This is a genomic window from Pseudomonas putida, assembly GCF_001976065.1.
Classification (GTDB): Bacteria; Pseudomonadota; Gammaproteobacteria; order Pseudomonadales; family Pseudomonadaceae; genus Aquipseudomonas; species Aquipseudomonas serbica.
Map to the genome: position 1 here is coordinate 142,834 of NZ_MNAH01000003.1, position 24,585 is coordinate 167,418.

24 protein-coding genes and 1 other RNA gene are annotated in these 24,585 nt (G+C 61.5%); 17 read left to right on the top strand and 8 right to left on the bottom strand.

Annotation, left to right across the window (positions count from 1 at the left end; genetic code table 11):
- The first annotated feature begins 1 nt into the window (after position 1).
- The 6 genes from BKX96_RS11740 (at position 2) to ccoP (BKX96_RS11765) (ending at position 4,854) form a co-directional block, all read left to right on the top strand.
- A complete protein-coding gene (locus BKX96_RS11740; RefSeq protein WP_046819469.1) occupies positions 2-199 on the top strand; it encodes a cbb3-type cytochrome oxidase subunit 3 in 198 nt (65 codons plus the stop codon).
- The gene (gene ccoP / locus BKX96_RS11745) at positions 196-1,146 is read left to right on the top strand and encodes a cytochrome-c oxidase, cbb3-type subunit III (protein ID WP_077183973.1); all 951 of its coding nucleotides are present in this window, start codon (positions 196-198) and stop codon (positions 1,144-1,146) included. The genes BKX96_RS11740 and ccoP (BKX96_RS11745) overlap by 4 nt, the downstream gene beginning before the upstream one ends.
- A 486-nt stretch (positions 1,147-1,632) precedes the next feature.
- Positions 1,633-3,075: a cytochrome-c oxidase, cbb3-type subunit I gene (ccoN, locus tag BKX96_RS11750; protein ID WP_046819467.1), complete on the top strand. Its 1,443-nt coding sequence runs from the start codon at positions 1,633-1,635 to the stop codon at positions 3,073-3,075.
- On the top strand, positions 3,075-3,683 hold the full coding sequence (ccoO, locus tag BKX96_RS11755) for a cytochrome-c oxidase, cbb3-type subunit II (protein WP_046819466.1): 609 nt from the start codon (positions 3,075-3,077) through the stop codon (positions 3,681-3,683). Before ccoN ends, ccoO begins: the two co-directional genes overlap by 1 nt.
- A gap of 5 nt (positions 3,684-3,688) precedes the next feature.
- Positions 3,689-3,874: a CcoQ/FixQ family Cbb3-type cytochrome c oxidase assembly chaperone gene (locus BKX96_RS11760; protein WP_003175465.1), complete on the top strand. Its 186-nt coding sequence runs from the start codon at positions 3,689-3,691 to the stop codon at positions 3,872-3,874.
- Complete coding sequence (ccoP, locus tag BKX96_RS11765) at positions 3,871-4,854, top strand: cytochrome-c oxidase, cbb3-type subunit III (protein WP_046819465.1); 984 nt, start codon at positions 3,871-3,873, stop codon at positions 4,852-4,854. Before BKX96_RS11760 ends, ccoP (BKX96_RS11765) begins: the two co-directional genes overlap by 4 nt.
- A gap of 75 nt (positions 4,855-4,929) precedes the next feature.
- Here the strand turns inward: ccoP (BKX96_RS11765) and BKX96_RS32855 are convergent, their stop codons facing one another.
- Entirely contained in the window at positions 4,930-5,085 is a 156-nt protein-coding gene (locus BKX96_RS32855; RefSeq protein ID WP_179092146.1) for a hypothetical protein, read from the bottom strand.
- 285 nt (positions 5,086-5,370) lie between these two features.
- Between BKX96_RS32855 and ccoG the strand changes: the two genes are divergently transcribed.
- The 8 genes from ccoG (at position 5,371) to BKX96_RS11810 (ending at position 13,793) form a co-directional block, all read left to right on the top strand.
- Positions 5,371-6,786 (top strand): cytochrome c oxidase accessory protein CcoG, encoded by a 1,416-nt coding sequence (gene ccoG / locus BKX96_RS11775; protein WP_077183976.1) that lies wholly within the window; start codon positions 5,371-5,373, stop codon positions 6,784-6,786.
- 11 nt (positions 6,787-6,797) lie between these two features.
- Positions 6,798-7,337, top strand: a complete 540-nt coding sequence (locus BKX96_RS11780; RefSeq protein WP_077184508.1) for a FixH family protein — start codon at positions 6,798-6,800, stop codon at positions 7,335-7,337.
- Between the two features lie 135 nt (positions 7,338-7,472).
- The gene (locus BKX96_RS11785) at positions 7,473-9,923 is read left to right on the top strand and encodes a heavy metal translocating P-type ATPase (protein WP_077183978.1); all 2,451 of its coding nucleotides are present in this window, start codon (positions 7,473-7,475) and stop codon (positions 9,921-9,923) included.
- A 22-nt stretch (positions 9,924-9,945) separates the two neighbouring features.
- Positions 9,946-10,164, top strand: a complete 219-nt coding sequence (gene ccoS, locus BKX96_RS11790) for a cbb3-type cytochrome oxidase assembly protein CcoS (RefSeq protein ID WP_077183979.1) — start codon at positions 9,946-9,948, stop codon at positions 10,162-10,164.
- Positions 10,157-10,840 carry a sulfite exporter TauE/SafE family protein gene (locus tag BKX96_RS11795; protein WP_046819460.1) on the top strand — a complete coding sequence of 228 codons (684 nt, stop codon included), beginning with the start codon at positions 10,157-10,159 and terminating at the stop codon, positions 10,838-10,840. The genes ccoS and BKX96_RS11795 overlap by 8 nt, the downstream gene beginning before the upstream one ends.
- Positions 10,841-10,956: 116 nt before the next feature.
- Positions 10,957-12,339 carry an oxygen-independent coproporphyrinogen III oxidase gene (hemN, locus tag BKX96_RS11800; RefSeq protein ID WP_077184510.1) on the top strand — a complete coding sequence of 461 codons (1,383 nt, stop codon included), beginning with the start codon at positions 10,957-10,959 and terminating at the stop codon, positions 12,337-12,339.
- 91 nt (positions 12,340-12,430) lie between these two features.
- Positions 12,431-13,165, top strand: a complete 735-nt coding sequence (fnr, locus tag BKX96_RS11805) for a fumarate/nitrate reduction transcriptional regulator Fnr (protein WP_046819459.1) — start codon at positions 12,431-12,433, stop codon at positions 13,163-13,165.
- Between the two features lie 79 nt (positions 13,166-13,244).
- On the top strand, positions 13,245-13,793 hold the full coding sequence (locus tag BKX96_RS11810) for an adenine phosphoribosyltransferase (RefSeq protein WP_046819458.1): 549 nt from the start codon (positions 13,245-13,247) through the stop codon (positions 13,791-13,793).
- Positions 13,794-13,910: 117 nt separating this feature from the next.
- Here the strand turns inward: BKX96_RS11810 and BKX96_RS11815 are convergent, their stop codons facing one another.
- The 5 genes from BKX96_RS11815 to dnaX form a co-directional block, all read right to left on the bottom strand.
- Positions 13,911-15,059, bottom strand: coding sequence for an acyl-CoA dehydrogenase family protein (locus BKX96_RS11815; RefSeq protein WP_077183981.1), 1,149 nt, complete (start codon positions 15,057-15,059; stop codon positions 13,911-13,913).
- 194 nt (positions 15,060-15,253) lie between these two features.
- A complete protein-coding gene (gene recR, locus BKX96_RS11820) occupies positions 15,254-15,856 on the bottom strand; it encodes a recombination mediator RecR (RefSeq protein WP_046819456.1) in 603 nt (200 codons plus the stop codon).
- A gap of 62 nt (positions 15,857-15,918) precedes the next feature.
- Entirely contained in the window at positions 15,919-16,956 is a 1,038-nt protein-coding gene (curA, locus tag BKX96_RS11825) for an NADPH-dependent curcumin/dihydrocurcumin reductase (protein ID WP_077183983.1), read from the bottom strand.
- Between the two features lie 270 nt (positions 16,957-17,226).
- Positions 17,227-17,565 (bottom strand): YbaB/EbfC family nucleoid-associated protein, encoded by a 339-nt coding sequence (locus BKX96_RS11830; RefSeq protein ID WP_007933349.1) that lies wholly within the window; start codon positions 17,563-17,565, stop codon positions 17,227-17,229.
- Positions 17,566-17,631: 66 nt separating this feature from the next.
- Positions 17,632-19,701 (bottom strand): DNA polymerase III subunit gamma/tau, encoded by a 2,070-nt coding sequence (gene dnaX, locus BKX96_RS11835; RefSeq protein ID WP_046819453.1) that lies wholly within the window; start codon positions 19,699-19,701, stop codon positions 17,632-17,634.
- A 123-nt stretch (positions 19,702-19,824) separates the two neighbouring features.
- On the opposite strand from dnaX, the gene BKX96_RS11840 reads away from it, so the two are divergent.
- The gene (locus BKX96_RS11840; protein ID WP_077183984.1) at positions 19,825-20,577 is read left to right on the top strand and encodes a substrate-binding periplasmic protein; all 753 of its coding nucleotides are present in this window, start codon (positions 19,825-19,827) and stop codon (positions 20,575-20,577) included.
- Here BKX96_RS11840 and BKX96_RS11845 read toward each other — a convergent pair.
- Positions 20,544-22,280, bottom strand: coding sequence for a putative bifunctional diguanylate cyclase/phosphodiesterase (locus BKX96_RS11845; RefSeq protein ID WP_077183986.1), 1,737 nt, complete (start codon positions 22,278-22,280; stop codon positions 20,544-20,546). The two genes, BKX96_RS11840 and BKX96_RS11845, sit on opposite strands and share 34 nt — an antisense overlap.
- 281 nt (positions 22,281-22,561) lie before the next feature.
- Between BKX96_RS11845 and BKX96_RS11850 the strand changes: the two genes are divergently transcribed.
- On the top strand, positions 22,562-22,876 hold the full coding sequence (locus tag BKX96_RS11850) for a helix-turn-helix domain-containing protein (protein WP_046819450.1): 315 nt from the start codon (positions 22,562-22,564) through the stop codon (positions 22,874-22,876).
- 189 nt (positions 22,877-23,065) lie between these two features.
- Here BKX96_RS11850 and ffs read toward each other — a convergent pair.
- Positions 23,066-23,145: signal recognition particle sRNA small type (gene ffs / locus BKX96_RS11855), an RNA gene on the bottom strand.
- 129 nt (positions 23,146-23,274) lie between these two features.
- Between ffs and BKX96_RS11860 the strand changes: the two genes are divergently transcribed.
- Positions 23,275-24,567, top strand: a complete 1,293-nt coding sequence (locus tag BKX96_RS11860) for a site-specific integrase (protein WP_077183987.1) — start codon at positions 23,275-23,277, stop codon at positions 24,565-24,567.
- Positions 24,568-24,585 lie beyond the last annotated feature (18 nt).

Genomic DNA, 24,585 nt, shown 5'->3' on the forward strand with positions numbered 1-24,585 from the left:
CATGGTCGTTGAAATGAGTACTGGAATGATCCGCGGCCTGGGCACGGTCGTGGTGTTCGTGGCCTTTGTCGGCCTGACGCTGTGGGTGTTCAACGGCAAGCGCAGCGCGCAATTCGCCGAAGCGCGCCTGCTGCCGTTCGCCGACGAACCCCAACCCGAGATCCCCGAAGAATCCGCCACAAGGAGCACCCGGCCATGACCACTTTCTGGAGTACGTGGATCTGCGTACTGACCATCGGCAGCCTGATCGGCCTGACCTGGCTGCTGATCGGCACCCGCAAGGGCGAAACCAAGGGCAGCGTCGACCAGACCATGGGCCACAGCTTCGACGGCATCGAGGAGTACGACAACCCGTTGCCGCAATGGTGGTTCATGCTGTTCGCCGGCACCCTGGTGTTCGCCGTCGGCTACCTGGTCCTCTATCCCGGCCTGGGCAACTGGAAAGGCATCCTGCCCGGCTACGCCAACGGTTGGACCGGCGTGCATGAGTGGGAAAAGGAGATGGACCGGGCCGACGCCCGATTCGGACCGATCTTCGCCAAATTCGCCGCCATGCCACTGGAGGAAGTGGCCAAGGACCCGCAAGCGCTGAAAATGGGTGGGCGCCTGTTCGCCTCCAACTGCTCGGTGTGCCACGGCTCGGATGCCAAGGGCGCGTTCGGCTTTCCCAACCTGGCGGACAGCGACTGGCGCTGGGGTGGCGACGCCGACACCATCAAGACCACCATCCTCGGTGGCCGTATGGCGGCGATGCCGGCCTGGGGTGAAATCCTCGGCGAAGCGGGGGTGAAGAACGTCGCTGCTTATGTACGCCATGAACTGGCCGGCTTGCCATTACCGGCGGACAGCAAGGCCGACCTGCAAGCCGGGCAGCAAGCCTTCAACACCACCTGCACCGCCTGTCACGGGGCCAACGGCCAGGGCACCGCCGCCATGGGGGCGCCGAACCTGACGCACCCGGCCGGTTTCATCTACGGAACGAGCCTGACCCAGCTCGAGCAGACCATCCGCCACGGTCGCCAGGGTCATATGCCGGCGCAGAACGAGTTACTGGGTAACGATAAAGTACAATTGCTAGCAGCTTATGTGTACAGCCTGTCGCATGGATTGAATACAGAAAATCTGCAAGCGGAAGGCAAAAAGTAATCATTCGCAACACCTCAACTGCCGCATTCTTTCGAATGCGGCAGTTCCCCGCCCCTTTGCGACCCATTGTCGCACCCCCTTAAAACCTCACCTTTCGAATCCCCGGATTCGGGTCTACGCTTGGTCGATGCGGACTGGCCCGTGCCGGTTCCAGGTCTTGCTTGCGCGATGGGTTCACCGAAACGGCTGATGGAAAGGCCGCAAAGGCAGGTAGATACCGGCTGTCGTGCCAAATGCCGTCGGTCGGCCTATCAGGCCTTTTCAACACACCCCGTTACAAGTGACCTGAACCCTCTCGCTTTTTCCGTTCCCTGCGACATATTGTCCGAGGCCAATTTTGACCCTACGCGGCGCATGGAAAGGCCGCAGAATCAGCATTTGAAAGCATTGACCCAGGTCATGGCGCGTTGCAATGACCCCCTGCTTTCTACATACTTGCGGCCGATTTTTAATCCTAATAAAACACCCAAACCGTGGAACCTTAGAATGAGCACAGCAATCAGTCCGACTGCTTATAACTATAAGGTAGTCCGCCAGTTCGCCATCATGACGGTGGTCTGGGGGATCCTTGGCATGGGGCTCGGTGTCTTCATCGCCTCGCAACTGGTCTGGCCGGAATTGAACTTCGGCCTGCCCTGGACGAGCTTTGGACGCTTGCGCCCGTTGCACACCAACCTGGTGATTTTCGCCTTCGGTGGTTGTGCACTGTTTGCCACTTCCTATTACGTCGTGCAGCGAACCTGCCAAACGCGACTGATTTCCGACAGCCTCGCGGCCTTCACCTTCTGGGGTTGGCAAGCGGTGATCGTCGGCGCCATCGTTACCTTGCCGCTGGGTTACACCACCACCAAGGAATACGCGGAGCTGGAATGGCCCCTGGCTATTCTGCTGGCCATCGTCTGGGTGACCTACGGTCTGGTGTTCTTCGGCACCATCGTCAAGCGCAAGACCAAGCACATTTATGTGGGCAACTGGTTCTACGGTGCCTTCATCGTGGTGACCGCGATGCTGCACATCGTCAACCACATGTCGCTGCCGGTCAGCCTGTTCAAGTCCTACTCGGCCTACTCGGGCGCGACCGACGCGATGATCCAGTGGTGGTACGGCCACAACGCCGTAGGTTTCTTCCTGACCACGGGCTTCCTGGGGATGATGTACTACTTCGTGCCGAAACAGGCCGAGCGTCCGATCTACTCCTATCGCCTGTCCATCGTGCACTTCTGGGCGCTGATCACCCTGTACATCTGGGCCGGTCCTCACCACCTGCACTACACCGCACTGCCGGACTGGGCCCAATCGCTGGGCATGGCCATGTCGATCATCCTCCTGGCACCGAGCTGGGGCGGCATGATCAACGGCATGATGACCCTGTCGGGTGCCTGGCATAAGCTGCGTACCGACCCGATCCTGCGCTTCCTGGTCGTGTCCCTGGCGTTCTACGGCATGTCGACCTTCGAAGGTCCGATGATGGCGATCAAGACCGTGAACTCGCTGTCGCACTACACCGACTGGACCATCGGCCACGTACACGCCGGCGCGCTTGGCTGGGTAGCGATGATCTCGATCGGCGCGATCTACCACATGATCCCGAAACTGTTCGGTCGCGTGCAGATGCACAGCATCGGCCTGATCAACACGCACTTCTGGCTCGCAACCATCGGTACCGTGCTGTACATCGCTTCGATGTGGGTCAACGGCATTACCCAGGGCCTGATGTGGCGTGCAATCAACGATGACGGCACCCTCACCTACTCGTTCGTCGAAGCCCTGCAGGCCAGCCACCCTGGCTTCATCGTGCGTGCCCTGGGCGGTGCGTTCTTCGCCACCGGCATGCTGTTCATGGCCTACAACGTATGGCGTACCGTACGTGCCTCGAACCCGGCAGAAGCTAAAGCTGCCGAACAGATTGCTGTAGTTGGAGCTCACTGATGAAGCATGAAGCAGTCGAGAAGAACATTGGCCTGCTGGCCTTCTTCATGGTCATCGCCGTCAGTGTCGGCGGCCTGACCCAGATCGTTCCGCTGTTTTTCCAGGACGTCACCAACAAGCCGGTCGAGGGCATGAAGCCCCGCCCTGCCCTGGAACTGGAAGGCCGCGACGTCTACATCGCCAACGGTTGCGTCAGCTGCCACTCGCAGATGATCCGCCCGTTCCGTGCTGAAACCGAACGGTACGGCCACTACTCGGTTGCCGGTGAAAGCGTGTGGGACCACCCGTTCCTGTGGGGTTCCAAGCGTACCGGTCCGGACCTGGCCCGTGTCGGCGGTCGTTACTCCGATGACTGGCAGCGTGCGCACCTGTACAACCCGCGCAACGTAGTGCCTGAGTCGAAGATGCCGGCCTACCCGTTCCTCGTGGAAAACAAGCTCGACGGCAAGGACACCGCCAAGAAAATGGAAGTCTTGCGCACGCTCGGCGTTCCTTACACCGACGAAGACATCGCCGGTGCACAGGAAGCCGTGAAGGGCAAAACCGAAATGGACGCGCTGGTGGCCTATCTGCAAGGCCTGGGCACCATCATCAAAAGCAAACGGTGATCTAAATGGATATCGGGATGATTCGTGGCCTGGGCACCGTTGTCGTGATGGTGGCCTTCATCGGTCTGGCGTTGTGGGTATTCAGTCCCAAGCGCAAGTCGGAGTTCGAAGACGCGACCTTGCTGCCTTTTGCGGATGATCCCGAAGCCATCAAGCACGTCGAGCAAGCTTCTAGGAGTAACAAAGAATGACTACATTCTGGAGTCTGTATGTCACAGTCCTCAGTCTCGGTACGATCTTTTCCCTGACCTGGCTGCTGCTGTCGACCCGCAAGGGCCAGCGCACCGAGGCAACCGAAGAGACGGTTGGCCACTCCTTCGACGGGATCGAGGAGTACGACAACCCCCTGCCGAAATGGTGGTTCATGCTGTTCGTGGGCACCATCATCTTCGCCCTGGGCTACCTGGTGCTGTACCCGGGCCTGGGCAACTGGAAAGGCCTGCTGCCGGGTTACAACTACCTGGATAACGAGAAGCAGACCGCGTTCGCCAACGGCCAGACCGGCTGGACCGGCGTTCACGAGTGGGAAAAGGAAATGGCCCGCTCGGACGCCAAGTTCGGTCCGATCTTCGCCAAGTTCGCTTCCATGCCGATCGAAGAAGTCGCCAAGGATCCACAGGCGCTGAAAATGGGCGGCCGCCTGTTCGCCTCCAACTGCTCGGTCTGCCACGGTTCCGACGCCAAGGGTGCCTATGGCTTCCCTAACCTGACCGACGCCGACTGGCGCTGGGGCGGCGAAGCGGAAACCATCAAGACCACCATCATGGGCGGTCGCCATGCGGTGATGCCGGCGTGGGCTGAAGTGATCGGCGAGCAAGGCGTTGCGGACGTTGCCGCTTTCGTCCTGACCAACCTCGATGGCCGCAAGTTGCCGGAAGGCACCAAGGCCGACCCGGTTGCCGGGCAGAAACTGTTCGCCGCCAACTGCGTGGCCTGCCACGGTCCGGAAGGCAAAGGCACCCCGGCAATGGGCGCACCCGACCTGACCCACCCGGCTGGGTTCATCTACGGTTCGAGCTTCGCGCAACTGCAGCAGACCATCCGCTACGGCCGTCAGGGCCAGATGCCTGCGCAAGAGCAGATGCAGGGTAACGACAAGGTTCACCTGCTGGCCGCTTACGTCTACAGCCTGTCTCATGGCGAGAAGGCTCCGGCGGCGGACGCCCAGTAAGGCATACGCCTGAAGCAATAACGAACGGCCCCGCCAATGTGAATTGGCGGGGCCGTTTTGTCATGGGCGTCCGGTTCATGAACTGAAACCTATATTGAGATCGTTGCGGATGTTGAGCGCGCCATCACCGAGTGCGAAATACCCGAGGAACGTGAGAAAACTGCGCAGCGTCGTTCCAGCTTTGCCGCCCCCGCCGGTGGCAAGGGCAGCGGGATCGACAGCCTGGGCCAAGGCAACCTGCCTTAAGCCGTGACCTGTGAGCGCGGCGAACCTCCGCCGCGCTCCGTAGCCAGGCCCCGACGGCTCGGCCGGGCAAACCATTGAGCTATAGTCAATTGACCTGCATCATGTTTTGTTACATTCGCTACACCATTCGGGTTTTTTCCCCAACGCGACCAAAGGTCGCACCCTTGAGCTAGAGCGACAGGCGTATCATTGGGCCACTGCAACACCTCTTTTTGACCGCGGTCGGCATGTACTGACCGAGGCATTTTTCCACTGCCGTGGGATGCAATGATGAGCAACCAGATACCGGTACACGACGTCACCCCGCCCGCCAAGAACGCGAGCAACAGCGTCGATCTCTACGCCTCCAGGGAAAAAATCTACACCCGCGCCTTCACCGGCCTGTTCCGCAATCTGCGCATGGCGGGCGGCGCGCTCCTGTTCCTGTTGTATTTCGGCACGGTATGGCTCGACTGGGGCGGGCACCAGGCCGTCTGGTGGAACCTGCCCGAGCGCAAGTTCTTCATCTTCGGTGCCACCTTCTGGCCCCAGGATTTCATCCTGCTGTCGGGCATGCTGATCATCGCCGCCTTCGGCCTGTTTTTCATCACGGTGTACGCCGGCCGGGTCTGGTGCGGCTACACCTGCCCGCAGAGCGTGTGGACCTGGATCTTCATGTGGTGCGAAAAGGTCACCGAGGGCGACCGCAACCAGCGCATCAAGCTGGACAAGGCGCCGATGAGCGCCAACAAGTTCCTGCGCAAATTCAGCAAGCACAGCCTCTGGCTGTTGATCGGTTTCGTGACCGGCATGACCTTCGTCGGCTATTTCTCGCCGATACGCGAACTGGTGATCGAGTTCTTCACCGGCGAAGCGGATGGCTGGTCGTATTTCTGGGTCGGTTTCTTCACCCTCGCCACCTACGGCAACGCCGGCTGGCTGCGCGAGCAGGTGTGCATCTACATGTGCCCGTACGCCCGCTTCCAGAGCGTGATGTTCGACAAGGACACATTGATCGTCTCCTACGACCCGCGCCGCGGCGAAAGCCGTGGCCCGCGCAAGAAAGGCATCGACTACAAGGCCCAGGGCCTGGGCGACTGCATCGACTGCACCATGTGTGTCCAGGTCTGTCCGACCGGGATCGACATCCGCGACGGCCTGCAGATCGAATGCATTGGCTGTGCCGCCTGCATCGATGCCTGCGACGCGATCATGGACAAGATGGAGTACCCGCGCGGCCTGATCAGCTACACCACCGAGCACAACCTGTCCGGGCAGAAAACCCATAAACTGCGTCCGCGCCTGATTGGCTATGCCGTGGTGCTGTTGGCGATGATCGGTGTGCTGGTGACTGCATTCTTCATGCGTTCGCTGGTCGGTTTCGACGTCAGCAAGGACCGCGTGCTGTACCGTGAGAACGCCGAAGGCCGGATCGAGAACGTCTACAGCCTGAAGATCATGAACAAGGACCAGCGCGACCACAGCTATGTGCTCGACGCCACCGGCCTGCCGGACCTCAAGCTGCAGGGTCGGCGCGAGATCAAGGTGGCGGCCGGCGACATCGTCAGCCAACCGGTCGAACTCTCGGTGGCCCCGGAACAATTGCCATCGAGCACCAACGAGGTGAAATTCATCCTCAAGGACGCCGATGACCCCAGCATCCACGTTGAAGCCAAGAGCCGATTCATCGGCCCACAAAATCGTTGAGAGAAGTGATCATGCCCGCAGCAACTGCCGCAAGCCCCTGGTACAAGCACCTTTGGCCGTGGATCATCATCGGGATCCTGGCCTGCTCGGTGACCCTGACCTTGTCCATGGTGACCATCGCAGTGAACAACCCGGACAACCTGGTCAACGACAACTACTACGAGGCTGGCAAGGGCATCAACCGCTCCCTGGACCGTGAGCTGCTGGCGCAGACCCTGCTGATGCGCGCCAGCATTCATCTGGATGACGTGACCGGTGAAGTCGACGTGCGCCTGAGCGGCAACAGCCAGCCTGCGACACTTGAGCTGAACCTGATCTCGCCGACGCAACCGGAAAAGGACCGCAAGATCACCCTCACCCGCAGCGACACCGAACAGGGCCGCTACATCGGCCAGCTGAGCGACAAGATCGAAGGCCGGCGCTTCATCGAATTGCTCGGCAGCCAGGATGACCACATCTGGCGCATGTTCGAGGAAGAACTGGTCAGCCACGACAAGGAGCTGCTACTGGGTGACGAGCCGCTGCAAGGCGCGGAAGACCTGAAGAAATAAGCCTTATCCTGATCGTTCCCACGCTCTGCGTGGGAACGCAGCCAGGGACGCTCCGCGTCCCAGCCGAAGCGGACGCAGAGCGTCCGGGGAGGCATTGCCACGCAGAGCGTGGGAACGATCATTGGACAACGCCTCATGACCACCCCAACCCCCTGCTACCACTGCGCCCTGCCCGTCCCGGCCGGCAGCCGCTTCACCGCCGCCGTGCTTGGGGAGCCACGGGAATTCTGCTGCCCGGGTTGCCAGGCCGTGGCCGAGGCCATTGTCGCCGGCGGGTTGGAAAGCTATTACCAGCACCGCAGCGAAGCCTCCGCCAACCCCGAGGCGCTGCCGGTGCAATTGGTCGATGAGCTGGCGCTGTACGACCGCGCCGACGTGCAGCAGCCCTTCGTTCGCCACGAAGGCGAACTGGCCGAAACCACGTTGCTGATGGAAGGCATCAGTTGCGCTGCCTGCGGCTGGCTGATCGAGAAACACCTGCGCACCTTGCCCGCCATTGCCGAGGCGCGGCTGAACCTGTCCAACCATCGCCTGCACGTGCGCTGGGCTGACGCGCAATTGCCGCTGAGCCGGGTGCTCGCCGAGTTGCGCCACATCGGTTACGCCGCCCACCCCTACCAGGCCGACCGCGCCAGCGAACAACTGGCCAGCGAAAACCGTTTGGCCCTGCGCCAACTCGGCGTGGCCGGGCTGCTGTGGTTCCAGGCGATGATGGCGACCATGGCCACCTGGCCGGAATTCAACATCGACCTCAGCCCCGAGCTGCACACCATCCTGCGCTGGGTCGCGCTGTTCCTGACCACGCCGATCGTGTTCTACAGCTGCGCGCCGTTCTTCAAGGGCGCCATGCGCGATCTGCGCACACGGCACCTGACCATGGACGTGTCGGTGTCGCTGGCCATTGGCAGTGCCTACATCGCCGGTATCTGGACCTCGATCACCGGGGTCGGCGAGCTGTATTTCGATGCCGTCGGCATGTTCGCGTTGTTTCTGCTGGCCGGCCGCTACCTGGAACGGCGCGCCCGGGAACGCACCGCCGCCGCCACCGCGCAACTTGTCAATCTCTTGCCCGCTTCATGCCTGCGCCTGGGTGGCGACGGCCAGAGCGAGCGCATCCTGCTCAGCGAGCTGCGGGTCGGCGATCGGGTGCTGGTGCATCCCGGGGCGATCCTCCCGGCCGATGGCAAGATTCTCAATGGTCAGTCGAGCATCGACGAGTCGCTGCTGACCGGCGAATACCTGCCGCAGCCACGCACGCCGGGCGACGCCGTCACCGCCGGCACCCTGAATGTGGAAGGCCCGTTGACCGTCGAAGTCCTGGCCCTCGGCCAGGATACCCGCCTCTCGGCCATCGTCCGCCTGCTCGATCGCGCCCAGGCGGAAAAACCGCGCCTGGCGGAAATCGCCGATCGCGCCGCGCAATGGTTCCTGTTGCTGTCGTTGATCGCCGCCGCCGCCATCGGTCTGCTGTGGTGGGAGCTGGACCCTTCGCGGGCGTTCTGGATCGTGCTGGCCATGCTGGTCGCGACCTGTCCCTGCGCACTGTCCCTGGCCACGCCGACCGCCCTTACCGCGGCAACCGGCACCCTGCACAAGCTGGGTTTGCTGTTGACGCGCGGCCATGTGCTGGAAGGCCTGAACCAGATCGACACGGTGATTTTCGACAAGACCGGCACCCTCACCGAAGGTCGCCTGGCGCTGCGTTCGATCCGCCCCCTCGGCGCCCTCGACAGCGATCGTTGCCTGAGTCTCGCGGCGGCCCTGGAGAACCGCTCCGAACACCCGATTGCCCGCGCTTTCGGTCGCGCGCCAATGGCCGCCGAGGACGTCCACAGCACACCGGGGCTTGGCCTCGAAGGCCGGGTCGGCGCTCAGCACCTGCGCATCGGCCAGCCCGGTTTTGTCTGCGCACTCAGCGGCGCTGCCGTGCCAGCCATTCCTGACGAAGCCGGCCAATGGCTGCTGCTCGGCGATAGCCAGGGGCCGCTGGCGTGGCTGGTTCTCGACGACCGCCTGCGCGCTGATGCCCCTGCCCTGCTCGCCGCCTGCAAGGCACGCGGCTGGCGCACCCTGTTGCTGTCTGGCGACAGCTCGCCGATGGTTGCCAGTGTGGCGGCCGAACTGGGTATCGACGAGGCCCGTGGTGGCTTGCGCCCGGACGACAAACTGCAAGTCCTGCAACAACTGCACAAGGAAGGCCGCAAGGTGTTGATGCTCGGTGACGGGGTCAACGATGTGCCGGTACTGGCCGCCGCCGATATCAGCGTGGCCATGGGCTCGGCCACTGACCTGGCGAAAACCAGCGCCGACGCCGTGCTCCTGTCCAACCGCCTCGATGCCCTGGTGCAAGCCTTCAGCCTGGCACGGCGCACCCGTCGGGTAATCATCGAGAACTTGCTGTGGGCCGGGTTGTACAATGGCTTGATGTTACCGTTCGCCGCCCTCGGCTGGATCACGCCGGTGTGGGCCGCGGTCGGCATGTCGATCAGTTCGTTGACCGTGGTGCTCAACGCCCTGCGCCTGACTCGCCTGCCGAGCGCGCCGGTTGCCCGCACCACGCCAGAAACCCGCCCGCTGCCGGCCTGAGCCGCGCGGGCATGGAGTCCAGATGCCAGCTCTCTACGTGATGATTCCGGCCGCGCTGTTGATCGTGGCCATCGCTGTCTACATCTTCTTCTGGGCGGTCGACAGCGGCCAGTACGACGACCTCGACGGCCCGGCCCACAGCATCCTGTTCGACGACCAGGATCCGAACCACACCGCGGCGGTCGACGAGGCCAGCGGCCACCCGACCAAGCCTGACGACAAGGCACCGCCCCATGCTTGAGTTGGCGCCGCTGCTGGTGTCGGCGCTCATCCTCGGTCTGCTCGGTGGCGGGCATTGCCTGGGCATGTGCGGCGGCTTGATGGGCGCATTGACGCTGGCCATCCCCAAGGAGCAACGCAACCGGCGCTTTCGCCTGCTGCTGGCCTACAACCTGGGGCGCATCCTCAGCTACGCCACCGCCGGCCTGCTGATCGGCCTGGCCGGCTGGGCGGTGGCCAACAGCCCGGCGGCGATGTTCATGCGCGTGCTCGCCGGCCTGCTGCTGATCGCCATGGGCCTGTACCTGGCCGGTTGGTGGAGCGGGTTGACGCGCATCGAAAGCCTCGGTCGCGGCCTGTGGCGGCATATCCAGCCGATTGCCAACCGGCTGCTGCCAGTGTCGAGCCTGCCCCGCGCGCTGCTGTTGGGCGCGCTCTGGGGCTGGCTGCCGTGCGGACTGGTCTACAGCACCTTGCTGTGGTCGGCCAGCCAGGGCAATGCACTGGACAGTGCGTTGTTGATGCTGGCGTTCGGGCTGGGCACCTGGCCGGTACTGCTCGCCACCGGATTGGCCGCTGAACGGGTGACGGCGCTGTTGCGCAAACGCAGCGTGCGCATGGCGGGTGGGTTGTTGGTGATGCTGTTTGGGGTCTGGACGTTACCTGGGCCGCATCAGCATTGGCTCATGGGGCATTGATCGGCGGCCCGCACAGACAACACAAGTATCCACCCTTGACGCAAATCAAGATGCCCCACCACTCCCCCCCCTAGACTGGCCCACACTGCCAGCCTATCCGGGGGAATGCCCGCATGATGCTCGACGCCATTCGTTGGGACACCGATCTGATCCGCCGTTATGACCTGGCGGGACCGCGCTATACCTCCTACCCGACCGCCGTGCAATTCCACAGCCAGATCAGCCCGTTCGACCTGCTGCATGCCCTGCGCGACAGCCGCAAGGCCGTGCGCCCGTTGTCGCTGTATGTGCACGTACCGTTCTGCGCGAACATTTGCTACTACTGCGCCTGCAACAAGGTGATCACCAAGGATCGTGGCCGCGCGCTGCCCTACCTGCAGCGCCTGGAACAGGAGATCCAGCTGATCGCCTGTCACCTCGACCCGACGCAAAAAGTCGAGCAGCTGCACTTCGGCGGCGGCACCCCGACCTTTCTCAGCCACGACGAACTTCGCCAGTTGATGGCGCACCTGCGCAAGCACTTCAATCTGCTCGACGACGACAGCGGCGACTACGGCATTGAAATCGACCCGCGGGAAGCTGACTGGTCGACCATGGGTCTGCTGCGCGAGCTGGGTTTCAACCGGGTCAGCATTGGCCTGCAAGACCTCGACCCGGCCGTGCAGCGTGCGGTCAACCGCCTGCAGAGCCTTGAGGAAACCCGCGCGGTGATCGACGCCGCCCGCACCCTGCAGTTTCGCTCGATCAACATCGACCTGATCTACGGCCTGCCCAGGCAGACCCCGGAAAACTTCGCCCGCACCGTCGATGAAGTCATCAGCCTGCAGCCGGACCGACTCTCTGTGTTCAACTACGCGCACCTGCCGGAACGCTTCATGCCGCAACGGCGGATCAACAGCAACGAGCTACCGACGCCGGCGCAAAAACTGCAAATGCTGCAGGGCACCATCGAACAGTTGACCGCCGCCGGCTACCGCTACATCGGCATGGACCACTTCGCGCTGCCCGATGATGAACTGGCGATTGCCCAAGAGGAAGGCACCCTGCAACGCAACTTCCAGGGCTACACCACCCACGGCCATTGCGACCTGATCGGCCTCGGCGTCTCGGCGATCAGCCAGATCGGCGACCTGTACTGCCAGAACAGCAGCGACCTGAACCAATACCAGAGCGCCTTGGCCTCGTCGCAACTGGCCACCAGCCGCGGCCTGTTGTGCAATGCCGATGACCGTCTGCGGCGTGCCGTGATCCAGCAACTGATCTGCAATTTCAGCCTGGAATTCGCCAGCATCGAACAAGTTTTCAACATCGATTTTCAAGGCTATTTCGGCGAACTTTGGCCTCAACTGCAGTGCATGGCCAAGGATGGCCTGATTGAGCTCGATAACGAAAGCATCACCGTGTTGCCGGCAGGTCGCCTGTTGGTTCGTTCAGTGTGCATGGTTTTCGATGCCTACCTTGAGCAACACAGCCAGCAGCGGTTTTCCCGAGTGATCTAGATACTGCGACAAATCCGCCGCGTGCTGGCCTCAATGTCCTGCAGTGGGTTACCCTTACGTCTTATGTGTGTTTCCCACAAGGATTGAAGAAATGTCCGAGCCAGTAAAACTGCGCGCTCACACTCAGGCACATTGCAAGGATTGCAGCTTGGCCCCGCTGTGTTTGCCACTTTCTCTGAATCTGGAAGATATGGACGCTCTGGACGAGATCGTCAAACGTGGTCGACCACTGAAAAAAGGTGAGTTCCTGTTCCGCCAGGGCGACAAGTTCGACTCCGTCTATGCCGTGCGCTCCGGCGCTTTGAAAACCTTCAACCTGAGTGATGGCGGCGAAGAACAGCTCACCGGTTTCCACTTGCCAAGCGAACTGGTCGGGCTGTCGGGCATGGACACCGAAAAGCACCCGGTGTCGGCACAGGCGCTGGAAACCACTTCGGTCTGTGAAATCCCCTTCGAGCGTCTCGATGAACTGGCCCTGCAACTGCCGCAGTTGCGCCGTCAGCTGATGCGCGTGATGAGCCGTGAGATCCGTGACGATCAGCAGATGATGCTGCTGCTGTCGAAAAAGACCGCCGACGAGCGCATCGCCACCTTCCTGGTCAACCTGTCGGCGCGCTTCCGGGCCCGGGGCTTCTCGGCCAATCAGTTCCGCCTGAGCATGTCGCGCAACGAGATCGGCAACTACCTGGGCCTGGCGGTGGAAACCGTGTCGCGGGTGTTCACGCGCTTCCAGCAGAACGAACTGATCGCCGCCGAGGGCAAGGAAATCCGCATCCTCGACCCGATCCAACTGTGCGCCCTGGCCGGTGGCTCCCTCGAAGGCTGATTGGGTCGATCGCGGCTGAGCGAAAGGGTTCAGCCGCCGTTATACTGTGTCGTTTGCAGCCTGCCAGGACACCTCCGCGATGGTCTTCGACTCCTTCGACATCAAATCCCTCATCCGCCCCGTGATCGACTTTCCCAAGCCCGGCGTGATCTTTCGCGACATCACCCCGCTCTTTCAGTCGCCCACGGCCCTGCGCCTGGTGATGGACAGTTTCGCCCACCGCTATGTCGAGGCGGATTTCACCCACATTGGCGCCATGGATGCCCGGGGCTTCCTGATCGGTTCGGTGCTGGCCTACCAGCTGAACAAGCCGCTGGTGCTGTTTCGCAAGCAAGGCAAGCTGCCGGCCGACGTGCTGGCCGAAGGTTATGCGACCGAGTACGGCGAAGCGTTTCTTGAAGTGCACGCCGACAGCCTGTGCGAAGGCGATTCGGTGGTGATGTTCGATGACCTGATCGCTACCGGCGGCACCCTGATTGCGGCGGCGAACCTGGTTCGGCGCATGGGTGCGCGGGTTCATGAAGCGGCGGCGATCATCGATCTGCCGGAGCTGGGTGGGTCGCAGCGCCTGGAAGACATGGGGATTCCGACTTTTTGCCTGACGCAGTTTGCCCTGACCGATAAATAAGTAGCGCCTGTACTGACGCCATCGCTGGCAAGCCAGCTCCTACAGTTAATCTGCGGGACGAAGATCTCTGTAGGAGCTGGCTTGCCGGCGAAGGCGTCATCCGTCACACCACAAAGCTTAGAGCCCCATCTGCTTGCTGATGATCTCGTTCATCACTTCCCGCGTCCCCCCGCCAATCGAAAGTATCCGGTTATCCCGATACAACCGCTCCACCAGGCTCTCGCGCATGTAACCCAGGCCACCGAGGATCTGCACGGCATCGTGGGTGATCCGGTCTGCGGTATCCGTGGCAAAATTCTTGGCCATGGAAATTTCCTTGATCACGCTCTTGCCTGCGGCCATCTTCGCCGCCTGCCGGTAGGTGAATTCCCTTGAGACTTCGAGTGCCGTGGCCATCTCCGCCAGGCGATGCTTGATCACCTGGAACTTGCCGATCGGCTTACCAAAGGCTTCACGCTCGCGCGCCCACTTGAGGCTCTCCTCCAGGGCAAGCTGGGCGGTCATGTTGGCCATCAATGCCAAGGCCAGGCGTTCGTTCTGGAAATTGCCCATGATGCAGGCGAACCCCATGTTTTCACTGCCGATCAGATTTCCTACAGGCACACGGCACTCATCGAAGAACAGTTCGGCCGTGTCTGACGCCCACCAGCCCATTTTCTTCAATGGCTGTCCGACGGTGAAGCCCGGGGTGCCCTTCTCGATCAACAACAGGCTGATGCCGGCGAAACCTGGCTCGCCGGTGCGCACCGCAACGGTGTAGAAATCCGCCCGGACGCCGCTGGTGATGAAGGTTTTACTGCCGCTGACCCGATAGAAGTCGCCCTCACGCACGGCGCGGGTTTGCAGGTTGGCGACGTCGGACCCGCCGCCGGGTTCGGTGACCGCCAGGGCGCTGATTTTCTCGCCGGACAACACCTGTGGCACGACTCGGTCACGAACTTCAGGCCTGGCCCACTTGAGAATTGGCGCAAGGCCGATGTCCAGCGAACCCAGCCCCGCCACCAGGCCACCGGAGCCGCAGCGCATCAGTTCTTCGCTGGCGGCGACCTTGGCGAACACATCGCCCTCGTGGCTGCCGCCCAGGCTTTCTGGATAACCGATGCCAAGGATGCCCGCCGCGCCGGCCTTCAGATAGAGCTCCCGGGGAAAGCTTTCGGCTTCTTCCCACTGGTCGATGTCCGGAAGGATCTCACGCTCGACGAATCGTCTGACGCTGTCGCGGACCATTTGGTGGCTGGGGTCGAAGTATTCCTGAAAGGCAGGCATCGGCGAACTCCACTGAAGGGTTCAACGAAGTTAACCGAGCGCTTGCTTGGTTTTCAACAGGAATGAGTCAATCTGTTGGACCGAGTCGCGGCCTTCGCGAGCAAGCCCGCTCCCACATTAGATCTGCGGCGTGCACAAAACCAATGTGGGAGCGGGCTTGCTCGCGAAGGCGTCATTAAAAAACACCCTATAACTTAGAGGGAGATCGGCTTACGCCCCGCAAACGAATGCGCCAGTGTCCCGCCATCCACCAATTCCAGTTCGCCCCCCAACGGCACGCCATGGGCGATGCGCGAAGCGACCAGGCCTTTGCTGCTGAGCAATTGGGCGATGTAGTGCGCGGTAGCTTCACCTTCCACCGTCGGGTTGGTGGCCAGGATGACTTCGGTGAAGGTGCCCGCCTCCTCGATCCGTGCCATCAACTGCGGAATGCCAATGGCGTCCGGCCCCAGCCCGTCAAGCGGCGACAGGTGCCCCTTGAGCACGAAGTAGCGGCCACGGAAACCGGTCTGCTCCACGGCGTAGACATCCATCGGCCCTTCCACCACGCAGAGCAAAGTGTCGTCGCGGCGGGTGTCGGCGCATTGCGGGCAGAGGTCGTCTTCGGTCAGCGTGCGGCACAGGCGGCAGTGACCGACCCCGTCCATGGCCTGGCTCAGGGCCAGCGCCAGGCGCGAGCCGCCACTGCGATCACGCTCGAGCAATTGCAACGCCATGCGCTGGGCGGTTTTCTGACCCACACCTGGCAAAACTCGCAAGGCGTCGATCAGTTGGCGAATCAAAGGGCTGAAGCTCATGGGGAAAAGTCCGACGAAAACAACGAGACGCGGTTTATACCCGCGCCTCTGGTAAGCGTCAATTATTGCGCTGGCGCGACCCGTACCACCAACTTGCCGAAGTTGCGGCCTTCGAGCAGGCCGATGAACGCATCAGGCGCATTCTCCAGGCCATCGACCACGTCTTCGCGAAACTTCACCTTGCCATCGCGCACCCATGGCGCCATCGCGCTGATGAACTCCGGCTGACGGTCACCGTAGTCGTCGAACACGATGAAGCCCTGGATGCGTACGCGCTTGGTCAACAGCGTGCGCTGCAACAGCGGCAGGCGATCCGGGCCGCTTGGCGCTTCGCTGGCGTTGTAGGAAGCAATCAGGCCGCAGAGCGGAATCCGTGCCTTGGGGTTGAGCAACGGCACCACGGCGTCGAACACCTTGCCACCGACGTTCTCGTAATAGATATCGATGCCCTTGGGGCACGCCTGCGCCAGCTCATCGGTGAAGTCGGGGCTCTTGTGGTCGACGCAGGCATCGAAGCCCAGCTCTTCGACCACGTAACGGCACTTGTCCGCGCCACCGGCCACACCGACCACGCGCAGGCCCTTGATCTTCGCCACCTGGCCCACCACCGAGCCCACGGCGCCAGAAGCCGCCGCGACCACCAGGGTCTCGCCTTCCTTTGGCTGGCCGATGTCCATCAGGCCCATGTAGGCGGTCATGCCCGGCATGCCCAGCACGCCCAGGGCCATGGAGGGGCTGGGCAGCCCCGACGGTATCGGGATGATGCTGCGACCGTCGTTGATGCTGTGGCTCTGCCACCCCGTGGCGCCGACCACCAGATCGCCTTCATGGAACTTGGGATGGCGCGAACGCTCGACCCGGCTGACCGCGCCGCCGGTCATCACCTCGCCGATTTCCACCGGCGCGGCGTAGGACGGCGCATCACTCATGCGCCCGCGCATGTAGGGATCCAGCGACAGGTAAAGGGTCTTGAGCAGCACCTGCCCCTCTTCCAGATCAGGGAGCGCCACCCGCTCCATGCGGAAGTTTTCCGGCGTTGGCGCGCCGACCGGGCGCGAGGCCAGGACGATTCGTTGGTTGAGGGTCATGGGGTCGGACATGGCAGCGTCTCCTTTGATCGATGAATTCAGCGGTATAGGGAGCAGACCGTTGGGGCGGGGTCGCGTTCGATGTTTCTGTCTCGCCCTGATCGTTCCCACGCTCTGCGTGGGAACGCCTCAACGGACGTTCCGCGTTCGGCCTTGGAAGGGACGCGGAGCGTCCCGGGCTGCATTCCCACGCAGAGCGTGGGAACGATCAGACTCGGCCAAAAAAAATGCCAGGCGCGATGCCTGGCATTTTTTGTAGCTCATCCGACGCCTGATGGCGAATCAGAATGGCAGTTTCATGCCCGGTGGCAGTTGCATGCCAGCGGTCATGCTGCCCATTTTATCCTGGCTGTTGGCTTCGATCTTGCGCACGGCGTCGTTAACGGCCGCAGCGAACACCGCCTCGAGCATTTCCTTGTCATCTTCGCTCAGGCCTTCGACCAGGCTTGGGTCGATGGTCACGCGCTTGACGTCGTGACGACCGGTCATCACCACAGTGACCATGTCGCCACCGGCTTTACCGGTGACTTCGGCGTTGGCCAGCTCTTCCTGCATCTTGGCCATTTTTTCCTGCATCTGCTGCGCCTGCTTCATCAGGCCGGCCATGCCACCTTTCATCATGGGAATCACCTCAAAAGTACTTGGATTAAACGGCGCCCGGCCCGTTCGGGCGAACGCCTTCAGTTATTAGCCCTGACTGACCAGGGCCTCGACAGGTTCAATAGTATCGTTACGGATGACCGCACCGAACTGCTGCATCATTTGCTGGATGAACGGATCACCGTGGATCGACTCCTCGGCCTCGCGCTGACGGTCGGCACGGCGGCGCGAGGCCGCCTGGGCCGGGGTTTCCTGCTCGGGCTTGATCAGCTCCATGGTCAGGGTCAGGGTCCGCCCGTGATACTGGTTCAACGCTTCGTTGAGACGCCGCTGTTGAGTGGCGTTGAACAGGGCGCTGTGGGCCGGGTCCAGGTGCAGCAACCAGTTGTCGCCCTCGACGGCGATCAACGTGCAGTTGGCGGCGATGCTGCCGGTCATGCCGGAGATCGGCAGATTCGGGAACAACTCCAGCCATTGCAGGGCCAGGCCGGTGGCAGGTGCCGCGGCAGGCTCAGGCTCAGGCTCTGCAGCCGGCTCGGCGGCGTGCTCGCTGGCCAACTCGTCGAGGTAGCTGTAGGCCGAGTCGATGTCAGGCTCGATGTAATCTTCGTCCAGCGGTGGCTCGTCATCCAGGTCCATGCCCGGCGTACCGGCATCGACTTCGGCCACCGTCGGTTCAGGAATCGGCGCGGCAGCCCACTCCGGCGCGTCCGGCACCACGCTGTCCGGCGTCGGCAACGGCATCGGCGGCAACTCGGGCTGCTCGCTGGCGGTTTCCAGCACCGGCTCGACGGCGGGCTGCTGAACGACTTCAGGCTCGACCGGATCATTCCACGGCAGGTCGACCACTGCTTCGACCACGACCGCCTCGACGACCGGCTCCGGCATCGGCTCGGGCTCCGGCTCGGGCACAACGACAGGAGCCGCTGGCGCAGGTGCCGGAGCCTGCGCCGTAACGGGCGCAGCGGCTACTGACGCAACGACCGGCGTGGCAGCCACTGGTTTGGCGGAATCAACCGTGGCCTGGCTGATCCCCACTGGCTTTAGCGGTTGCCTCGGCGCCTCCGCGGTGTCGGCAGGCCGGAACGCCAACATGCGCAACAGCACCATTTCAAAGCCGCCACGAGGGTCCGGCGCCAGCGGCAGGTCGCGGCGGCCAATCAGCCCCATCTGGTAATAGAACTGCACGTCTTCGGCCGGCAGGGCCTGGGCCAGGGCCAAGACCCGGTCGCGGTCGCCATGACCGTTGTCGACGCCCTCAGGCAAGGCCTGGGCAATGGCGACACGGTGCAGCACGTTGAGGATTTCCGAGAGCACGCCGTTCCAGTCCGGGCCCTGTTCGGCCAGGTGGCGGACCGCTTCGAGCAGGGCCTTGGCGTCGCCTTCGATCAGCGCATGCAACACGTCATAGACCTGACCGTGATCGAGGGTGCCGAGCATCGCCCGCACGTCAGCGGCCATGACCTTGCCCTCACCGAAGGCGATCGCCTGGTCGGTGAGGCTCATGGCATCGCGCATCGAACCGTCGGCGGCGCGACCGAGCAACCACAGTGCGTCGTCTTCGAACGGCACGTTCTCCACGCTCAGCACGTGGCTCAAATGCTCAACCACCCGCTCAGGGGTCATGTTCTTCAGGGAGAACTGCAGGCAACGCGAGAGAATCGTTGCAGGAAGTTTCTGCGGGTCGGTGGTGGCCAGGATGAACTTGACGTAGGGTGGCGGCTCTTCGAGGGTTTTCAACAGCGCATTGAAGGAATGGCTGGAAAGCATGTGCACTTCGTCGATCAGGTAGACCTTGAAGCGGCCACGGCTGGGGGCGTACTGCACGTTATCGAGCAGCTCGCGGGTGTCCTCGACCTTGGTGCGGCTGGCGGCGTCGATCTCGATCAGGTCGACGAAGCGGCCTTCATCGATCTCGCGGCACACCGAACACTCGCCACAGGGCGTTGAAGTGATACCTGTTTCACAGTTCAGGCATTTGGCGATGATCCGCGCAATGGTGGTCTTGCCGACCCCGCGCGTACCGGTAAACAGGTACGCATGGTGCAGCCGCTGGCTGTCCAAGGCATTGATCAGAGCCTTGAGCACATGGGTCTGGCCGACCATTTCGCGGAACGAGCGCGGACGCCATTTACGTGCAAGAACCTGATAACTCATCGAAAACCGTCGCAGCGAAGGAAGCAGAAGCGGCTAATGCTAGCGGAGCAAGGCACAAATTGCATCCGGTGCGCTCGTCTAATCTGGCTAAGCTGCACTTTGGCAGGATTTATCGGAGCGTTTATGCGGCTGGCCTTGGGGGCACTGCTGTTGATCAGCCTGGACGGGGCGGCCGCTGACGCGCCGTTGCGCTTCGTTATACCTGACAGTTGGGCCATGCCGATGGTGCAACTCGAACGTGGGCGGCCGACCCAGGGCATCCTGTATGACGTGATGCTCAGCCTCGCCACCCAGGTCGGTGTACCGGCGCAGTTTCACGTCTTGCCCCGCGGCCGGGTGCAGAACGCCATGGAGCATGGTGAGGTCGACATTCGCTGCTACGCCGCGCAGTCATGGACGCCGAACCAGTCCGGCGACTATATCTGGAGCATTCCGCTCTGGACTCAACCCGACCTGCTGGTCAGCCTGCCTGGCGCCACGACGTCAGTGACCCCGACCCAATTGACGCATCAATCGATCGGCACGGTCCTCGGTTACAGCTACCCGACCCTGCAACCGCTGTTCGACGCCAACCGGCTGCATCGCGACGATGCCCGCAACCAGGAACAGGTGCTGGAGAAGCTGCAGGCCGGACGCAACCGTTATGCGGTCAGCAACCAATGGACCCTGGACTGGTTCAACCAGCGATTGCTACCGCAGCAGCAACTGCAAAGCGTGGCTCTCTTGCAGGAGCAAAAGGTCGGCTGTTATGTGCGCAACGATCCCAAGGTGCCGGTGCAGCGCATTCTGCGCACGTTGCTACGCATGAAGATGTCAGGGGAGATCGATGACATCATTCGGCTCTACATTGGCGACAAGGCTGAAGCCGCGCCGTGACCGCAGGCGGTCGCATCCGCCACCCGCCATTGCGCTGGCGTGACAAAACCCGCGACCCAGCCCGGCACGTCGACAGCGGGCATCGGCTGCGCGATGAAACTCCCCTGGGCCACCTCGCAGCCCAGGCGCAACAGCAACTTGCCGTGCTCGATACTTTCCAGCCCCTCGGCGATCACCTGGCGGCCAAATGCCCGGGCCAGACCGATCACAGCAGTGGTCAACGCCAGGTCATCGCCGTCGTGAAGAATGTCGCGCACAAAGGACTTGTCGATCTTGATGGTCTGGGTGCGCAGGCGCTTGAGGTAACTCAGGGATGAGTAACCGGTGCCAAAATCCCCCAGGGAAAACTGTACCCCCAGCGCCTGGCAGGCCTGCAGGCACGCACTGACATGCTGGATGTTCTCGATCGCCACCGACTCGACGATCTCCAGGTCAAGGCGCTGCGGTGCGACCCGCTCGTGCCGCGCCAACAGGTTCTTGAGCCGCTCGACGAAATCCGCCCGCTGAAAATGCCGCGCCGCAATATTGATGCTCACCGGCCAGTCATGGCCGGCTTGCTGCCAATGATCGAGTTGGGCCAACACTCGGTCCAGTACCCATTCACCGATATCGATGATCAGGTCTGTCTCTTCCACCTGGGGCAAAAAATCCCGCGCGGGGACCAGGCCGTTTTGCGGGTGCTCCCAGCGCAGTGCGGCCTCCAAGCCGACGACCCGGCCGTGGCGCATGTCGACCCTGGGCTGGTAATGCACGCGCAATTCGCCGGTCACCAGCGCCTGGCGCACCCGCTCGACCGTCTCATGGGTGGCCTGGACTTGGCGGTCGCGGATCACGTCGAATAAATGAAAGCGCTTGCGACCGCTCTGCTTGGCCACATACATGGCCTGATCGGCATGCCGCAGCAGGGTTCCGGCATCTTCGTCATCGTCAGGAAACAGCGTGACGCCAATGCTGGCAAACACGTTGATGTCCTTACCGTGCAGCGAATACGGTACCGATATGGCCCCCAGCACCCGGCTCAGCGTGGCCCGCAATTGCGGCAGGTCTTGCACATGACGCAATACCAGAACGAACTCATCGCCGGCCAGCCGCGCGACCACGTCCTCGCCACGCACAATGTTGCGCAGGCGCTTGGCCACCTCCACCAGTAAAAGATCGCCAGTGGCATGACCGTAGCCATCATTGACCGCCTTGAAGCCGTCGAGGTCGAGCATGCATACCGCCAGCGGTATGCTCTCCTGCCGGGAGAACTCCAGCGCCTGGTCCAGCAGATCCGAGAGAAAGGCACGATTGGGTAGCCCGGTGAGCACGTCATGGCCGACCCGCCATTGCAGGGAATGCAGGAGCTGACGTTTTTCACTGATGTCGAAACGAATCGACAGGTACCGCTCGACCCGCCCGGTGGCCGTATCGATCACCGGCACCATGGTGCTTTCGACCCAATACAGGCTGCCATCCTTGGCACGGTTGCAGATCTCGCCCTTCCAGATATGACCCAGGGCGATGGTGCGCCACATCTCGACGAAGAATTCAGTGGCGTGCATGCCAGAGTTGAGCATGCGATGGTTTTGCCCAAGCAACTCCTCACGACTGTAGCCGGACACCGCGCAAAACTGGTCATTGACGTGAGTGATCCGGCCGCTCAGATCGGTCTCGGAAAAAATCGCGGCGGCATCCACCGCCCTGCGGTACTTCTCATCCATGAGTCAGGCTCGCTGTCGCTGGCGGTGGAACCCGTTCAAGGCAGCAACACCGATGCTGGTAATATTCTGCAAGGCTTCAAGTAGTTCTCGCCGCCTTGCGTGAACGCGCAATAGTGGCTTTTTCATATCGTTCCATAATCTGAAACAAGCTCACTCAATGTCGCGCTTGACCGGCAATTCTACGAAATGCATCACATTTTGCAAAGCGAGGTGATGGATCATGCAGTTGTCTAATGCCAAAATCTGTCGTTAAGTTCTTGATTCTAAATGGGAATTGAGCGATGCACATTTCAAGTTTGGGTCCAGCCATCCGGCGGTACCGCAAGGTCGCGGGGCTTACTCAGGCTGAACTAGGCGAAAAAACCGGTTTTGACCCCAAAACCATCAGCCGCTTCGAAACCGGCACCTATACCCCCAGCGTGGACGCACTGTTCATGTTTGCCAATGTGCTGGGGGTGAAGCTGAAAGCCTTCTTCGCCGACCTGGGCGATGAGGATGAACAGCGGGCGTATCTATTCGATGTCATACATAAAGCCCCCCCAAAGGATCTGGGAAAGCTGATTGCAGCGGTTGACCAGGCCTTGTCCAAGCCTTAGAGCCAGAAAAGAAAAAAGGAGGCCGGCGTGTCGCGCTCGACGGGTCGTGCTCCTTCTTCATGTCGCCGGTAAATCGCGGACGACAAGAAACCGCGATGGGCAGATGCCATGGCAGCAAAGGAAAAATGGTTTATGGCAGATGACGCGAGAGAGGGTCTCGCGGTTCGTTAAGGTGGTAACCCCACCAGCCACACCCCGGCACACAATGTCACCGCTGCGGCTGCTCCCTTCCAGGCCTGACCGGGTTCACGGCTGATCGTTGCGGCCCTTATGGGGTGAGGGTTTCAGGCTTTTGAGGTTGCTGGATATCTACCGTGCGAACTCACTGCACGGGCAGTTAAAACTCAAGGTGCGACCAGCATTGTTCCACTCTGCTGTTCCACTTTGGTGTTCCACTCATGGCCTATATCGTCCGCCGCCAATCGGTCTACTACCTGAACCTTCGATTGCCTAAGCATCTGTTTCCAAACCGTCACACCTTGCGTATGTGCCTGAACTTACGAGAACGTCAGGCTGCATTATTCCTCGCCAGCTCACTGGCCCAGCAAGTGCATAGCTACCTGTGTGAGCACCCTTTGGCAGACATCCTGACGCTGCGTAAGCTTTGCACTGAATGGCGAGATAGATGCCCCGCCCCACCCTCAATGCATCGCTCACATCATCCCATCGCCAAGCCAGCGAAATCGGTCGCTGATGGTCCGCCTCTGTCTACCCTGTCGAAGCGCTATATAGATGAGGGAAAACGTGGGAGTACATGGAGAACCGTCAGCACCTTCGAGGTGGAGCGTGCCCTACGTGATCTGTTTGAGTTGATGGGTGACATGCCAGTCGAAGCTTTCGACGCTCAGCAAGCCCGACTGCTGAAAGAACGATTGAGCCGATGCCCTCAATACTTTGGCCTACGCCCTGAGTTCAAAGGTATGTCTTTGCGACAGGTTGTGGAGTCGGCAGACACGTACAAGACCATCTCTGCGGTAACGGTGAACAACCGGCTTCGTAAACTCTCTGCCTTTCTCAATTGGTGCAAGGCCAACGGCTACATCACGGACAATCCTCTGGCGGGTCTGAAGGTGATGACAGGCTCGGCCAAGGACGCACGGCTTTCATTTGAACGACACGACCTGACAACCCTAATCAATCTGGATGGACTCAAAGTGGAGTCTCGTAAGCATCCTTGGCGGTACTGGATACCATTGCTGGGTCGCTATACAGGTGCCCGACTGGAAGAGCTATGCCAATTGCACGTCAATGACTTCATCCAGCAACAGGGCATCCAATGCATCCGTATCGATGACAGCAGCGAAGGTCAGAACTTGAAGAACTCAAGTAGCCGACGCTTGCTACCTCTCCACCCCGCCTTGTTAGAACTTGGTCTACTGCGGCATGTTGGATCAGTTAAAGCCACCGGAGCAGATCGACTGTTCCCAGAGCTCGAACCCGTACGAGGAAAGCTTGGCCATGCACCTAGTAAATGGTTCGGACGGTACAAGACAAAACGGGGGATTACTGACCCTAAGAAAACGTTCCACAGCTTCCGCCATACGTTCATTGATGACCTGCGTGACGCTGGCGTTCAAGACTCGCTGATCAAACGGATGGTGGGGCATGAAGACAGCTCCGTCACTTTTGGCATCTACGGGAGTAGGACACCAATTAAAGCCATGGTCGAGGCGTTAATGCACATTCAGTAACCTCGAATAACCTACTGA